At 64.3% G+C, this 14384-nt stretch carries 12 protein-coding genes; 5 read left to right on the plus strand and 7 right to left on the minus strand.

Annotated features, from left to right (window positions below; all coding sequences use genetic code 11):
* The first annotated feature begins 215 nt into the window (after nt 1–215).
* From ABCV34_RS07870 to ABCV34_RS07885, 4 genes are read left to right on the plus strand one after another with little or no spacing between them, the layout of a single operon-like run.
* Nucleotides 216–1682, plus strand: coding sequence for an ABC transporter substrate-binding protein (locus ABCV34_RS07870; RefSeq protein WP_345798642.1), 1467 nt, complete (start codon nt 216–218; stop codon nt 1680–1682).
* Between the two features lie 22 nt (nt 1683–1704).
* Entirely contained in the window at nt 1705–2724 is a 1020-nt protein-coding gene (locus ABCV34_RS07875; protein WP_345798643.1) for an ABC transporter ATP-binding protein, read from the plus strand.
* 4 nt (nt 2725–2728) lie between these two features.
* Nucleotides 2729–3655 carry a sugar ABC transporter permease gene (locus ABCV34_RS07880; protein WP_345798644.1) on the plus strand — a complete coding sequence of 309 codons (927 nt, stop codon included), beginning with the start codon at nt 2729–2731 and terminating at the stop codon, nt 3653–3655.
* Nucleotides 3656–3659: 4 nt separating this feature from the next.
* On the plus strand, nt 3660–4505 hold the full coding sequence (locus ABCV34_RS07885) for a carbohydrate ABC transporter permease (RefSeq protein ID WP_345798645.1): 846 nt from the start codon (nt 3660–3662) through the stop codon (nt 4503–4505).
* An 8-nt stretch (nt 4506–4513) separates the two neighbouring features.
* On the opposite strand, the gene ABCV34_RS07890 is transcribed toward ABCV34_RS07885, so the two are convergent.
* The 6 genes from ABCV34_RS07890 to ABCV34_RS07915 form a co-directional block, all read right to left on the minus strand.
* A complete protein-coding gene (locus tag ABCV34_RS07890; protein WP_345795676.1) occupies nt 4514–7678 on the minus strand; it encodes an efflux RND transporter permease subunit in 3165 nt (1054 codons plus the stop codon).
* A gap of 19 nt (nt 7679–7697) precedes the next feature.
* Nucleotides 7698–8936, minus strand: coding sequence for an efflux RND transporter periplasmic adaptor subunit (locus ABCV34_RS07895; protein ID WP_345798737.1), 1239 nt, complete (start codon nt 8934–8936; stop codon nt 7698–7700).
* 179 nt (nt 8937–9115) lie between these two features.
* Complete coding sequence (locus ABCV34_RS07900) at nt 9116–9688, minus strand: phasin family protein (RefSeq protein WP_345795677.1); 573 nt, start codon at nt 9686–9688, stop codon at nt 9116–9118.
* Nucleotides 9689–9842: 154 nt separating this feature from the next.
* A complete protein-coding gene (locus ABCV34_RS07905; RefSeq protein ID WP_345795678.1) occupies nt 9843–10676 on the minus strand; it encodes an IclR family transcriptional regulator in 834 nt (277 codons plus the stop codon).
* Nucleotides 10677–10810: 134 nt separating this feature from the next.
* A complete protein-coding gene (locus tag ABCV34_RS07910; protein WP_345795679.1) occupies nt 10811–11623 on the minus strand; it encodes a molybdopterin-binding protein in 813 nt (270 codons plus the stop codon).
* A gap of 14 nt (nt 11624–11637) precedes the next feature.
* Nucleotides 11638–12429, minus strand: coding sequence for an EI24 domain-containing protein (locus ABCV34_RS07915; RefSeq protein ID WP_345795680.1), 792 nt, complete (start codon nt 12427–12429; stop codon nt 11638–11640).
* Nucleotides 12430–12580: 151 nt separating this feature from the next.
* Between ABCV34_RS07915 and ABCV34_RS07920 the strand changes: the two genes are divergently transcribed.
* Entirely contained in the window at nt 12581–12958 is a 378-nt protein-coding gene (locus ABCV34_RS07920) for a thioredoxin family protein (protein ID WP_345795681.1), read from the plus strand.
* Here the strand turns inward: ABCV34_RS07920 and ABCV34_RS07925 are convergent, their stop codons facing one another.
* Nucleotides 12959–14344: a DEAD/DEAH box helicase gene (locus ABCV34_RS07925; protein ID WP_345795682.1), complete on the minus strand. Its 1386-nt coding sequence runs from the start codon at nt 14342–14344 to the stop codon at nt 12959–12961. It lies immediately after the preceding gene.
* Between the last annotated feature and the right edge of the window lie 40 nt (nt 14345–14384).

The following is a 14384-nucleotide window of genomic DNA, read 5'->3' on the forward strand; positions in this document are numbered from 1 at the left end:
CTGCCGGACGGGGCAGTGTCGGGACCGGCATCAGGGTTTACCTCTAGTTTCGGCCTCCTCCTGATACAACGGCGTTACACTCAAACACGTATTCGTCTTGCGTGACGTGCCCTCCGGGCCCACGACCGCTACGCAGCTGCATTTCCATCTGTTCGGGGTAGTGCCGCCAGCCAGCCCGGCCTGACGACTTCCCCCTTCGCTAGAGGAGGCAGGTCATGTCGTACACACGCTTCAATCCCCCCCGCCGTTCACTTCCCCCATCTTCCCCCGGCCGACGCCGCATCCTGCAGGCTGGCGGCCTGGCGGGGCTGGCCGCCATCGGCGCCCCGCTATTCCCGCTACGCGCGCTGGCGGCCGACAAAACCCTGAAGATCCTGCAATGGAGCCACTTCGTTCCCAGCTATGACAAATGGTTCGACGCCTTCGCAAAGGCCTGGGGCGAGGCCAACGGGGTTCAGGTCACGGTCGACCACATCAACATCGGCGACCTGGTCACCGCGACGACGTCCGAGCTGTCCGCCAATTCCGGTCACGACATCATCGAACTGGGGCCCGAAGCCGCCCAGTTCACCCCCAACGTCCTGGACATGGCCGACATCAACCAGGAAGCGGCCAAGCAGTTCGGCGCGATTTTCCCGATCACGAAACGCGTCTCCTATAACCCGGTCGTAAAAACCTGGTATGCGTTCTGCCACGGATGGACGGTGGACTGCGGCGACTACCGAAAATCCCTGTGGGAAAAGGCAGGCATGCCCGATGGGCCCGCCACCTGGATGCAGCTGCTGGAAATCGGCGAAAAAATCCGCAAGGAACAGGGCGTCCAGGTCGGGATCGGCATGTCCCAGGAACTGGACTCGAACATGGTGGCCAGATCCGTGCTGTGGTCCTGGGGCGCTTCCGTACAAGACGCGGAGGACAACGTGATCCTGGGCAAGGGCGAAAACCGCAAGCTGGCCATCGAAGCCGTCAAGTACATGGCGGATCTCTACCACCGCACGATGACGCCCGCCATTTTTTCCTGGAATCCCGCGTCCAACAACCAGGACCTCATCGCGGGCAAGGCGTCCTATATCGTGAACTCGATCTCGGCTTATCGCTCGGCCCAGGAAGCCAAACCCGACATCGCCAAGGACGTCTTCTTCACCGGCCCGCTGGCGGGCCCCAAGGGCGATGCCTGGGCCAATGTGCACGTGCTCTATAACTACATCATCCCCAAATTCGCCAAGGCACGAGAGGATCTCGCCAAACGGTTCATCCTGCATCTGACCGCCAACTACGACCAGGCGATGTACCAGAGCAAGCTCTACAACTCGCCCAGCTTCTTTGGCACTCCGATCCTCAGCGGCGATCGGGGCTACGCGGCGGTCACAGGCGCCAAGACCCTGCAAAACCTGAACGACGCCTGGTTTTCCCATGACCCGTTCAAACTACCCGGAGAAGCCGACGGAAAACTCGCACCGCTGATCCCCTCCCCGAAATGGACCACCAACCTGGGGCACCCCGGGTACTCGAATCCGGCTGTGGGCGAGGTCTTCAACACGTTCGTCCTGCCCAACATGATGGCCAAGGCCGCGCGTGGAGATCTGACCCCGGAAAAAGCCGTGGATGAGGCTGCGAGACAGTGCGAAGCCATCTACGCGCAGTGGCGTGGCCGCGGCCTGATCGGCGGCAAGAAAACCTGATCCACCCCACGGAGGAGCCTTCATGGCCAGCCTGAGCATCGAGCACCTAAGCACCACCTACGACCATGGCCGCGTCAAGGCCGTGGACGATGTCAGCCTGGACGTCCCCGACGGGGAATTCCTGGTGCTGCTGGGCGCCTCGGGCTCAGGGAAATCCACACTGATGCGGACGATTGCGGGGCTGGAACACCCCAGCAGCGGCACGATCCATATCGATGGACGACTGGCCAATGAAGAACCTCCACGCCAGCGCAACATCGCCATGGTTTTCCAGAGCTACGCGCTCTACCCCCACAAGACCGTGGCACGCAATATTTCCTTTCCGCTGGAAGCGGTGAAGATGCCGGCCGCGCAGATCCACGACAAGGTCCAATGGGCGGCCGACCTGTTTGGCATCGGCCACCTGCTGGCGCGCAAGCCCCGCGCACTGTCCGGTGGCGAACGCCAGCGCGTGGCGCTGGCCCGCGCTCTGGTCCGCACACCCAGCCTGTTCCTGATGGACGAGCCCCTGTCCAATCTGGACGCCAAGCTGCGCCATTCGGCACGCCGCGAATTCAAGCGACTGCACCAGCAGACCGGCATCACCACACTGTACGTCACGCACGACCAGGTCGAGGCCATGGGCCTGGGGCAACGCATCGCCGTGATGAACCACGGCAAGATCCAGCAGATCGGCACCCCCTACGAGATCTACCATGAACCGGCCAATACCTTCGTCGCCCAGTTCATGGGCTCGCCGCCGATGAATCTGATCCCGGTGGGCGACTGGCTGCTGGGGTTCCACCCGGAAGATGCACGAATCACCGAACAGACCAGCCTGCCGCAGCACCTGATGCTGCCCGTCGAAATCCAGCAGGTCGAGAACCTCGGCGCCGATTCCCTGGTCTACGGGACATTCGTTCCAAACCGGACCGACATCATCCTCAAATTGCCGGAACGCATGGCCGAAGGTCTGGCCGCCGGCCAATCCTGCACATTCTCGGTCCCCGATCCACTGATCCGGCGCTTCGACCCGCGATCGGGGCTGCAGGCCAAGGACTGACACCATGGCCGCCACCCGTTCGTCCATGACACTTTCCCAGCGCGACACGCTGCTGGCCATGGGCATGGTGCTGCCCGCCATCCTGTACATCACCCTGCTACTGGGCATCCCGATCGTCCTGGCGGTGATCTACAGTCTGAACGACGTCACCACCGGCAGTCCGGTGATGCGTTACATCGGCCTGGAAAACTTTCGCGCTCTGCTCGAAATGCCAGACTTTCTGCAGGCGGTCGGCAATACCTTCGTCATCACCGTCAGCACCCTGATCGGCGTCCTGATCCTGGGCACGATTCAGGCCGAACTGCTGGTGCGGCCCACCCGGGGAAAATGGATCATCCGCTTCCTGATCCTGCTGCCCTGGACGGCGCCGGCATCGCTCAGTTCCATCGCCTGGCTGTGGATGTTCGATTCGACTTTCAGTCCACTGGACTGGGTATTCCGAGGCGTCGGGTTTCTGGGCCACCCCGGAGCGCTCTTCGGCGATTTCGACAACACCTTCTGGCTGGGCCGCAGCGGCCTGGCCCTGTTTTCCATCATCCTGGTCAACGTCTGGCGCCTGCTGCCGCTGGCCACCGTCATCATCCTGGCTGGTCTGAATGGGGTCCCGCGCGACATCCTGGAACAATCCGAGATCGACGGCGCGGGCTACTTCCGCCGCCTGTTCCAAATCATCCTGCCCATGCTGATTCCGGTCTTCGGGGTGACGATCCTGTTTACGTTCGTCTTCGTCTTCACGGACATCGTGACGGTCTTCATCCTGACGCGCGGCGGGCCGGCCAACGCCACCCAGGTGCTGCCGACCCTGGCGTTCTTCACGGGCGTGCAGGGCGGCTCGCTGGGCCGGGGGGCGGCCATCGCGCTATTCCTGCTACCCGTGCTGGCCGCCGTGTCCATCGTGATCCTGTCCATCATTCGCCGCCGGGAGATCTGATGTCATGAAAACCGCGACCCCTTCACCCGCACGGACCACCGGCCTGTACGTCGCCACGCTGCTATTTGTGGTCTTCGCGGCGCTGCCGTTCTACGTCATGCTGATCACCAGCTTCAAGACCCAGGGCGATATCTTTACCCCGGCGAACAATCCCTTCTGGTTCACCGAATCTCCCACACTGGACAACGTCAAGCTGCTGTTCCTGCACACCGAGTTCGTGCGGTGGCTGCTGAATACCGTCTGGGTCGGCCTGGCCGTGGTGGCCATCACGCTGGTATTGTCGATCCCCGCCGCCTACGGGCTGGCACGCATCGCCGGCGGGTGGGGCGAGACCCTGGGCATCGGGATTTTCCTCAGCTACCTGGTGCCGCCCACCCTGCTGTTCATCCCCTTTTCCAAGGTCATCGCCTACCTGGGGCTGCAGAATTCACTCTGGGCGCTGATCGTGGCCTACCCCACATTCACCATCCCGTTTTGCACCTGGCTGCTGATGGGATTCTTCAAAGGCATCCCGCGCGACATCGAAGAACAGGCCATGATCGACGGGCACACCCGCTTCAGCGCCTTCATCCATGTCATCCTGCCCCTGGCGGTGCCCGGGCTGATGACGGTTATCGTCTTCGCCTTCACCCTGTCCACCAGCGAATTTATCTACGCACTGGCCTTCGTTACCCATACGGCCGACAAGACCATCAGCATCGCGGTGCCGACGGAACTGATCCGGGGCGACGTCTACCACTGGGGCCCCCTGCTGGCCGGCGCGCTGATCGCCAGCATCCCGATCGCCGTGCTGTATACGTTCTTCATCGATCAACTGGTGGCGGGCCTGACGTCGGTGGCCCGCCGTTAGAGTGATCGTCAATCGGCGGCTCGCGCCGCCAGCCGCTTCGCCCGCAGCCGCCGGGCCTGTTTCATCGCCCTCCCGCGCACGTAGTGGTGATGCAGGCGATCCAGGTACAGATAGACCACCGGGGTCGTGAACAGCGTCAGGGCCTGCGACAGGATCAGGCCGCCGACCATGGAATAGCCCAGAGGCTGGCGCAGTTCCGATCCCGCGCCGCTGCCCAGCATCAGCGGCAGCCCGGCAAACAGCGCGCAAAGCGTCGTCATCAGGATCGGCCGGAAACGCAGCAGACAGGCCTGGTAAATGGCATCGCGCGGCGACAGGCCCTGTTCGCGCTCGGCCACGATCGCAAAGTCCACCAGCAGGATGCCGTTTTTTTTCACGATCCCGATCAGCAGCAGGATCCCGATCAGCGCGATCACGCTGAAATCGAAGCCGCTGGCCATCAGGATCAGCAGCGCCCCCACCCCGGCGGACGGCAAGGTCGACAGGATGGTCAGCGGGTGGATATAGCTTTCGTACAGCAGCCCCAGCACGATGTAGACGGCCACCAGCGCCGCCGTGATCAGGTACGGCTGAGTCGCCAGGGACTGCTCGAAGGCCTGCGCCGTCCCCTGGAATGACCCCTGGACCGACAACGGCACCGCCATCGACGTCTGGGCCTGGCGGATCACGTCCACCGCCTGCCCCAAGGAATAGCCAGCCGCCAGGTTGAAGGAAATCGTCACAGCCGGGAACTGGCCCTGGTGGTTGATCGACAGATAGCCGGTCTTCGAGGTGTCCACCTTGACCATGGCGGACAGCGGCACCTGCCGCCCCGTCAGCGGCGAGGTGATGTACAGGTGCGAAAACACGTCCGGGTCCCGCTGCCATTCGGGGGTGATCTCCAGCACGACGTTGTAGCTGTTGATCTGTGTGAAGTACTGCGCCACCTGGCGCTGGCCCAGCGCATCGTAGATGGTGCTGTCGATCAGGGCCGGACTGATGCCGAACATCGCCGCCCGTGCCCGGTCGATCGTCACCACCGCCGTATTGGCGCCGTTCTGCTGGTCGGTCGCCAGATCCGTCAGGGGCGCCAGGGTGCGGAATCGTTCCAGCAGCCGGGGCGCCCAGACATTCAACTCATCCAGGTTGGCGCTGGTCAGCGTGTACTGGTACTGGGTGCGCGACAGGCGGCCACCCACATTGATATCCTGCCCGGCCTGCATGAACAGCCGCACGCCAGGCACCTTGGCCAGTTCCGGATTCAGCCGGCGGATGATTTGGTCGGCGCTGGCGGTGCGCCCCTGGCTGCGGGGCTTGAGGCTGATGAAATAACGGCCGGTATTGAAGGTCGGCGCATTGCTGGTCATGCCGAACGCCGCGATGTCGGGGTCGCGCCGCAGCACGTCGGCCAGCGCCATCATGCGCTCGTTCATGGCCTCGAAGGAACTGTCCTGGGACGTTTCGGCCAGCCCGAAGATGGACCCCGTATCCTGCTGCGGAAAGAACCCCTTCGGGATGACCACCAGCAGCGCCACCGAGGCGGCCACAGTCGCCAGAAACACGCACAGGGTGATGAACGAGTGGCGCAGAACCGCGTCCAGGGCGCGGCGATAGGCATCCAGCAGTACATCGAAACCCCGTTCGAAGGCCTGATAGACGCGGCCATGCCGCGTATGCTGCAAGTCGCGCAGAAAGCGCGAGCACAGCATCGGGGTCAGGGTCAACGTCACCACGACGGAAATCACGATGGTCATGATGACCGTCACGGCAAACTCGCGAAACAGCCGCCCCACGATCCCACCCATCAACAGCAACGGAATGAACACAGCCATGAGCGACACCGAAATGGACACAATCGTGAAGCCGATCTCGCTGGCCCCGCGCAAGGCGGCCTCCATGGGCTTCATGCCCTCCTCGACGTGGCGCCAGATGTTTTCCAGCATAACCACCGCGTCATCCACGATGAAACCGACAGAAATCGTCAACGCCATCAGGGACAGGTTGTCCAGGCTGTAGCCCGCCAGATACATGAGCGCGAACGTGCCCATCAGGGCCAGCGGCACCGCGACGCTGGCGATCAGGGTGCCCGCGATGCTGCGCAGGAACATGAAGATCACCAGGATCACCAGCGCAATGGACAGCAGCAGGGTGAACTCGACCTCGTGGACCGAGGCCTGGATGTTCTGCGTGCGATCGAGCAAGGTGCTGACGTGGATGCTGGCCGGCATCGACGCCATCAGCGCCGGCAGTTCGGCCCGGATCCGCGCCACCGTGTCGATGACGTTGGCCCCGGGCTGCTTGGTGATCCCCACGACCAGCGAGCGGCCGTTCAGCGCCACATCGCCCTGCCCCGCCCCCTTGCCGGCAAAGGCCCAGGCGGCCTGTTTGGCGTCTTCCGGCCCGGGGACCGCCTGGCCGATATCGCGCACCCGCACGGGCGCCCCGTTGCGCCAGGCAATGATGGTGTTGTTCCACGGATCGGCATCCACGATCTGATCATTGGTATACACCGTGAAGCTCTGGCGGGAACCGTCGATTGTGCCCTTGGGCTGGCTGACCGTGGTGGTGGCGATCACCCCGCGGATCGATTCCAGATCCAGTCCCAGCGAGGCGATCTTGCGCGGATCGACCTGGATGCGGACGGCGGGCTTCTGCTGGCCGAAGATATTGACCTGACCGACCCCTTCGACCCGGGACAGCTGCTGGGCCAGGATGTTGTCCGTATAGTCGTTGACGACGGTGATCGGCAGGACGTCGGACTGCACCGACAGGATCAGGATGGAAAAATCCGCCGGGTTGACCTTGCGGAAGGTCGGCGGACTGGGCATGTTCGAGGGCAGCTGGCGCGCCGCGGAGGCGATCGCCGTCTGCACGTCCAGGGCCGCGCCATCGATGTCCCGGCCCAGATCGAACTGCAGCGTGATGCTGGATTGGCCCAGCGCATTCTGCGAGCTCATCTGCACCAGGCCGGGAATGGTGGAGAACTGCCGTTCCAGGGGCTGGGCCACGCTGGTGGCCATGGTCTCGGGGCTGCCGCCCGGCAGTTTGGCCGTGACCTGGATCGTCGGGAAATCCACCTGTGGCAATGGAGCGACCGGCAACAGGGGAAAAACGGCCAGACCCAGCAGGAACAGGGCCAGGGCCAGCAGCGATGTCCCGATGGGACGCTGGATGAAGGGGGTGGAAATATTCAAGACGCCGCTCCCCTGGCCATCAGGATGCGGAACCGGCTGACGATGTCTTCGCGCCGGCAGCATCATCCTGGATCTCGGCGATCTTCGCGCCCGGTCGCAGTTTGTACTGCCCGTCCACGACGACCCGTTCACCCGCCTTCAGCCCCTGGGACACGACGCTGAGCCCGTCCTGGGACACCAGCACCCGCACCGGCTGCACACGGACCTGATCGTGGGCATCCGCCGCATAGACATACAGACCATCCGCGCCGCGTTGCACAGCTGAATCCGGGATGGTCAGGGCATCGCGTCGGGTGCCCAGGATGAGCCGCACATCGACGGTCTGGCCCGGCCACAACTGCTGATCCGGATTGACCAGCCTGGCCTTCAAGCGCAGGGTGCCACTGGTAGTGTCGATCTGATTGTCGACCAGCACCAGGTCGCCCTGCCCCAGGACCTGGGGTTTGCCCTGCGCCAGGACCTCGACCTGAATCGGATTTTCGTGGGGCCCCGCTGTCGCGTTCCCGGCCGCGGATCCTGTCGCCCGACCTGCGGCATTCCGCCCCGCCTGGTCCTGCAAGGCTGCCTGGATCTGGCTGTAGGCCGTGTCGGGCACGGTGAAGCTGACGGCGATCGGATCGATCTGATTGATGACGACCAGCCCCTGGGCATCGGTCGCCCGGACCAGGTTACCGACATCGACCAGCAACGCGCCGGTGCGCCCGGACAGCGGCGCCACGATCCGCGTGTAATCGATCTGCACCTGGGCCGACTGGATCTGTGCCTCGTCGGACTGCAGGGTAGCCTGCAGGGCCGCCACCTGGGCGCGCTGCGTATCCAGCGTCTGGCGGTTGACGGCGGACTGGCGGGCCAGTTCGACGTAGCGTTTCAGATCCTGGCGGGCGTTGTCCAACTGCGCCTGGTCACGTGCGCGCTGCGCTATCGCCTGGGCCAGCTGCGCCTTTTGCATGCGGTCGTCCAGCTGGGCAATCAACTGCCCACGCTGAACGGTGTCGCCCTCGCGGAAACCCACCTTTTGCAGCTGGCCGTCGATCCGCGAACGGACGGTGACGGTTTCCCAGGCCTGGACCGCACCGATCCCGTGCAGCTGGATGGGCATGTCCTGGGTGCGTACCTGGGCGGTATGCACGAGGACCGGACCTGTCGCCTGTTTTGGGGCGGGTGCCGCCGCTGTTCGACTGACCCACCAGATGACGACCCCGAGAACCAGCAGAACCGGCAGGCCCGACAGCAACAAGGAACGGCGCACAGAGGACATGGTCAAGGGATGTTCGCTTCAATCGCCGCTCCCGAGGCGGCGCCCTGTGCGAGTATACGAGGAAGATCCTCGCGAAAGTTGGAGAAATCGTGGAAATTAAAAAGGGCCGGACTCGATGAGTCTGGCCCTTGAAGCGGACATCCGCCGGTTACGGACCCGGCGAATGTCGGCGATGCCGATCAGTTTGCGGCGCGATGGGCGCGCGGTGCGGCCTTGGTGGCCTTGGTCACGTCGGCGGCGGCCTTCAGGGTCGCGTTCGTGGCGGCGGCGAAGTTCGATTCGGCGGCGCTGGCAGCCTGGCGGGCAGCCTTGGCGGCCGATTCATAGGCGTTCGTGGCTGTGGCCAGGGAAGACTTCAGCAACGCCACTGCACCTTCGGAACCGGTGGGGGCATTACGGGCGAACTGCTCGACGGCTTCGGACACGCGTTCCTGGCTTTCCGACAGATGGGTCTCGGCCAGCTTGCTCAATTGGCCCTGGACGTCGGCCAGGATCTCGTAGAAGTCCTTGCCGTAGGACACAGCCTGTTCAGGGCGCACCAGCCCGGACGTGAAGGCCAGCAGTTCCTGCGCGTCCTTCAGTTCAACGGCTTCCTGGGACTTTTGCGCCACGTCTTCCAGGGCGGCCTTGGTGGCCTTCAGGTTCAGGTCGACCAGCTTTTCGAAGCCACTGAAGAACGTGCCCTGGACGGCCAGGAAGTTGTCGATAACGGCTTTTTGCGAGGCCAGCAGGGTTTGGGAATTTGCGCTCATGATGACTCCTTGTCAGTAAGTAGAAGGCTTCCTCGGAGGCACGATGCCAGGCACCTTCTTAACCACAACCGTTTTGTTGCAGTGCACAAATGCAATTCTAGACGAACCACAACCAAAGTCAAGGAATTTTTGTTGCGGCGCAACAAAAGCGAGATCAGTGCTGCGCCTCGTAGCCCAAAGTCTCGGAAATGCGGGTCGTCGCCGCCAGCAGCAGCGGAATCCAGTCGTCGCGCATGCGCTCGGCCGGCGCCGACAGCGACAGGCCCGCCAGCAGCGCCCCTGTGTCGTCATGAACCCCCGCCGCGATGCAGCGCACACCCAGTTCCAGTTCCTCGTTGTCGCGCGAATAGCCATGCCGGCGAACCAGCGCCAGATCGCGCTCCAGCTGATCGAGTTCGGTGATGCTGTTGCGCGTGTTCCCGGCCAGGCCGGTGCGCATGGCGTAGCTGCGTACGCTGCGAGCATCCCAGGTGGACAGGAAAAGTTTGCCGGTGGAGGTCAGGTGCAGGGGCGCCCGGCCGCCAATGGCCCGCACGACCTGCATGCCGGAGCGTTCGCTCCAGGCCCGCTCAATGTAGACGATCTCGTCGCCCTGCGCGAGCGACAGGTTCACAGTCTGCCCCGTCTGGCGGTGCAGTTCGCGCATTGGCCCAATCGCGGCAGCGCGGACATCCAGCCGACCCTTGACCAGCGACCCCAGTTCCAGCAGTCGCATCCCCAGCCGATACAGGCCGCTGTCCACCCGCTCGACGTAACGCCCGACCGCCAGATCGGCCAGAATCCGATGCGTGGTGGACGCATGCAGACCCGTGGCCGCCGCGAGATCCTTCAGGGCGACCGGATCACGCTGCCCGGCCAGAACGTCCAGGATGCGCATGGCACGATCCAGGACCTGGATCGTCACGGAGCCGTGATCACCCGAGAGCTGATCCCGCGCGGGGTGCGCGCCGGGGGACAGAAGAGGACTGATGCTGGAAGAACGAGCCATAGAATGAATTTGTTGCATTGCCACAATTCCATATTATGAAAGATCATCCCATCTTGCAAGCACTAATGCACACCGATGCGCGACATCGTGGATGCTGATGGCTGCACCCCGCGGTGATCGACCGGAATGACGGATCAGCTCGGTGGATTGAGCCGCCCGCCCAGGGACTGGACCTCGGCCCGCAGCCACGCCAGCGCTTCGGCCGTGGGTTCCGGGGCGCCTTTGACCCCCAGTTCGATGTGCGGATGACCGCCCGAGTCGCCCACATTGGGCAGGCTGAAGGCGCGCACGCCCACCCAGCGGCGCTCCAGCGCTTCCAGGGCCGGTGTGATGCGCGATTCCGGCAGCCCGAAGACCAGAAAGGAATGTTCGACCCGGGATTCCCGATGGTGCCACTGGGCATAGCGGGTATCCAGGGTCCAGGCCATCATGGCATGCGCCATGACGGGAAAGCCCGGCATGAAGCTGTGATTGCGGATGTAGAACCCGGGAATGCGGTTGTAGGCGTTGGGGATGATTTCGGCTCCGACCGGGAACACCCCCATCCGCAAGCGCTGCTGGTTTTCCGGCGTAGTCATGTCGGCGCTGCCCTGACCCTTCGCCGCCATTTCGGCGCAACGCTCGCCGATCAGGCGGGCTGCCTCGGGATGCAGGGCCAGGTCCACCCCCAGGGCGCGGGCGGCAGCCTGCCGGGTGCGGTCGTCGGGCGTGGCGCCGATACCGCCGCAACAGAACACGATATCGTCCGTCGCAAAGCTGCGTAGCAGGCAGGCTGTGATGTCGTCTTCATCGTCCGAGATGAATTCGGCCGCCCGCAGCCGCATGCCGCGTTCCTGCAGCAACTCGATCAGCCGGGAAAAGTGCTTGTCCTGCCGGCGACCCGACAGGATCTCGTCGCCAATGGCAATCAGGCGGACACGGGGCGGCACAGTGGATATCGGGTTCATCGGGACAGTTCCATTCACACATCGATCACGGTTTCCGCCCGCAGGCGGCCAATGGCGTCCAGGCAGAAATGCGCATACACCAGCGACGAGAACACCGGCATCACCAGCCAGAACAAGGGGACGAGATTGACGATGGCCAGGCAAGCCGCGAGCAGCCAAAGTTGCCGGTTATGGCGGCGCCACAGCAGGCGCCGCTCGGCCGGGCTGGCATGTTCGATCATGGCGTCCACCCGCAACATGCGGTTCAGTGCGAACGCCCACCAGAACACCGGCAGAATCAGTGCCATGGGCGGCACCAGCCACAAAGGCATGGTGAAGAACCAGCCCAGGCAGAACAGGACACCCACCCAGATCGCGTTCCACGTACCCAGCGCCGTCGCGTGGCGGCCCTGGCGGCCGAGCCCCTGGTAGTCGCGGGTTTCCAGATGCCGCAGCACGATCGGCATGACGAACACCGCGGCGATCCCCAGCCCAAGGATCCCCGCCAGAGGCAGGAGCAGCCCTGCCGCCATCAGGGGCACCAGCCAGAGCTTGAGGGAGAACAGCCCGATGGCGATGAGCCAGCCGTCCACGGTATTGAACAAACCCCATGACGAGGCCTGCTGATCCAGCCAGCCGGTCAGCGGCGTCCAGAAGAACCACAGCAGGACGATGGCCCCCAGCGCGGCGATCACGAAGGGCAGGAACAACGCCGCGAGCATACGCGGATGCAACTGGCTGATCACGGCACGGCGAAAGGCCTGACCGACCAGCGACAGGCCGCTTGGGGAATGAGACGATCTGAGTGCAAGTTCCTGGTGCGTCATGCTGTACCACGTCCTGTGGGATTGTTTTTCATACTATAGCTGCTTGGCGGAACCCGGTGATGCCGGCCGCCCCGAAGCGCCATGCTATGCTTTTGTCTACCCCGAAAGATTTTCGTTCCCCGCCGCCTCCACCAGGCCGCCACGTCTCCGCATGGAACTCTTCAATCCCCACACCGATCCGTCCGCCCTGCGGGCCCGCCTGTCCCAGGACGCCGGGTGCCGGGTGGTGTGCTACTGCGCCGCCTGGTGCCGCACCTGCGACGCGTACCGCCCCGCCCTGGAGACGCTGGCGGACAGCATGCCGCAGTGGACCTTTATCTGGGTGGACGTCGAAGACAGCCCCGACTGGCTGGGGGACGAGGACATCGAGAATTTCCCCACGATCCTGGTGCAGGACCGTGAAGGGACGCGATTCTGGGGGGTTCAGCTGCCCTACGTCGAACATCTGCGGCGGCTGCTGGAAGGCGCCGGGGATCTGCCCGTGCTGGACGCCGGCCCCGGTAGTCTGGACACGCTGGCCAGGGGCTGATCAGGCGGGCTTGCGCACGCCACCCAGCAATACGCCCACCGGCTGGCGGGCCGGCGTCACCGCAGGACGCATTTCGAGGGCCGGAACCTGTTCGAGGGGCGTGGCTGGCTCGTAGGGTTTGGTGAAGAAATCGTCCAGGGGCTGTTCCGGTGTATGCCGGCCGTATCCGCCTTCCCGGTGCGCACCGACCGGACGGCGTCGCGGCAAGCGTGGCAGGTCGAGCTCGCCGCGCGGGATTTTTGTCCTGATGAGTTTTTCGATGTCCAGCAGATAGCGCTCTTCTTCCGGGGCGAACAGGGCGATGGCCTCGCCCTGGGCGCCGGCGCGCCCGGTGCGCCCGATGCGGTGGACGTAGTCTTCGGGATTGCGCGGCAGATCGTAATTGATCACGCAGGGAATCCCCGCCACGTCCAGGCCGCGCGCGGCGACGTCGGTCGCCACCAGCACTTCCAGCGTGCCGGCCTTGAAGGCGTCCAGCGCCTTCATGCGCTCGATCTGGGATTTGTTGCCATGGATGGATTCGGCCCGCACGCCATCCTGTTCGAGCTGGCGCGCCAGGCGGCTGCAGCCGATCTTGGTGTTGGAAAACACGATGACCTGGCTGAGCTGGCGGGATTTCACCAGATGCACCACAGCGCGGCGCTTGGCCTCGCCTTCCAGGGGATAGGCGATCTGCGTCACGGTGTCGGCCGTGGCATTGGGCCGGGCGACCTCGATTTCGACCGGGGTGCGCAGAAAGGTGCGGCCGAGCTTGCGGATTTCCGGGCTGAACGTGGCGGAAAACAGCAGGCCCTGGCGACCCGGCGGCAACAACCGCATGATGCGGTCCAGATCCGGCAGGAACCCCATGTCCAGCATACGGTCGGCCTCGTCGAGCACCAGGATGCCGACCTGCCCCAGATTGACGTTGCGCTGTTCGACGTGGTCCAGCAGCCGGCCGGGCGTGGCGATCAGGATCTCGCACCCCTGGCGCAACTGGTCGCGCTGCGGCCGGATATCCACCCCGCCGAACACTACCGCCGTGCGCAGAGGCACATATTGGCTGTAGCGATGGACGTTTTCGTGGACCTGATCGGCGAGTTCGCGCGTCGGCGTGAGGATCAGCGCCCGCACCGGATGCCGCGCGGGCGATGCGCTGGTATTGGCATACGGCATCAGGCGATGCAGGATCGGCAGGGAAAACGCCGCGGTCTTGCCGGTGCCGGTCTGGGCTGCCCCCATGACGTCGCGCCCGGTCAGGGCGATGGGAATGGCCTTGGCCTGGATCGGCGTGGCCGAGACGTAGCCGGTGGCTTCGATGGCCCGCATGATGCCGGGGTGCAGGCCAAACTGGCCAAACGTCACGGGCTGTTCGGCAATGGGATCTGTAGGGGAGGTTTCGGTCATTCGCAGTCGGGGGCGCGGGCGCCGGGATGGGCCTCACGCG

The organism is Castellaniella sp. MT123 (assembly GCF_039614765.1).
Lineage (GTDB): Bacteria > Pseudomonadota > Gammaproteobacteria > Burkholderiales > Burkholderiaceae_B > Castellaniella.

Coding starts and splice junctions, on each gene's coding strand:
- ABCV34_RS07925 (WP_345795682.1), bottom strand. CDS start 14,344: ATGACCGAAACCTCCCCTACAGATCCCATTGCCGAACAGCCCGTGACG.
- ABCV34_RS07875 (WP_345798643.1), top strand. CDS start 1,705: ATGGCCAGCCTGAGCATCGAGCACCTAAGCACCACCTACGACCATGGC.
- ABCV34_RS07905 (WP_345795678.1), bottom strand. CDS start 10,676: ATGGCTCGTTCTTCCAGCATCAGTCCTCTTCTGTCCCCCGGCGCGCAC.
- ABCV34_RS07900 (WP_345795677.1), bottom strand. CDS start 9,688: ATGAGCGCAAATTCCCAAACCCTGCTGGCCTCGCAAAAAGCCGTTATC.
- ABCV34_RS07870 (WP_345798642.1), top strand. CDS start 216: ATGTCGTACACACGCTTCAATCCCCCCCGCCGTTCACTTCCCCCATCT.
- ABCV34_RS07915 (WP_345795680.1), bottom strand. CDS start 12,429: ATGACGCACCAGGAACTTGCACTCAGATCGTCTCATTCCCCAAGCGGC.
- ABCV34_RS07880 (WP_345798644.1), top strand. CDS start 2,729: ATGGCCGCCACCCGTTCGTCCATGACACTTTCCCAGCGCGACACGCTG.
- ABCV34_RS07885 (WP_345798645.1), top strand. CDS start 3,660: ATGAAAACCGCGACCCCTTCACCCGCACGGACCACCGGCCTGTACGTC.
- ABCV34_RS07920 (WP_345795681.1), top strand. CDS start 12,581: ATGGAACTCTTCAATCCCCACACCGATCCGTCCGCCCTGCGGGCCCGC.
- ABCV34_RS07895 (WP_345798737.1), bottom strand. CDS start 8,936: ATGTCCTCTGTGCGCCGTTCCTTGTTGCTGTCGGGCCTGCCGGTTCTG.
- ABCV34_RS07910 (WP_345795679.1), bottom strand. CDS start 11,623: ATGAACCCGATATCCACTGTGCCGCCCCGTGTCCGCCTGATTGCCATT.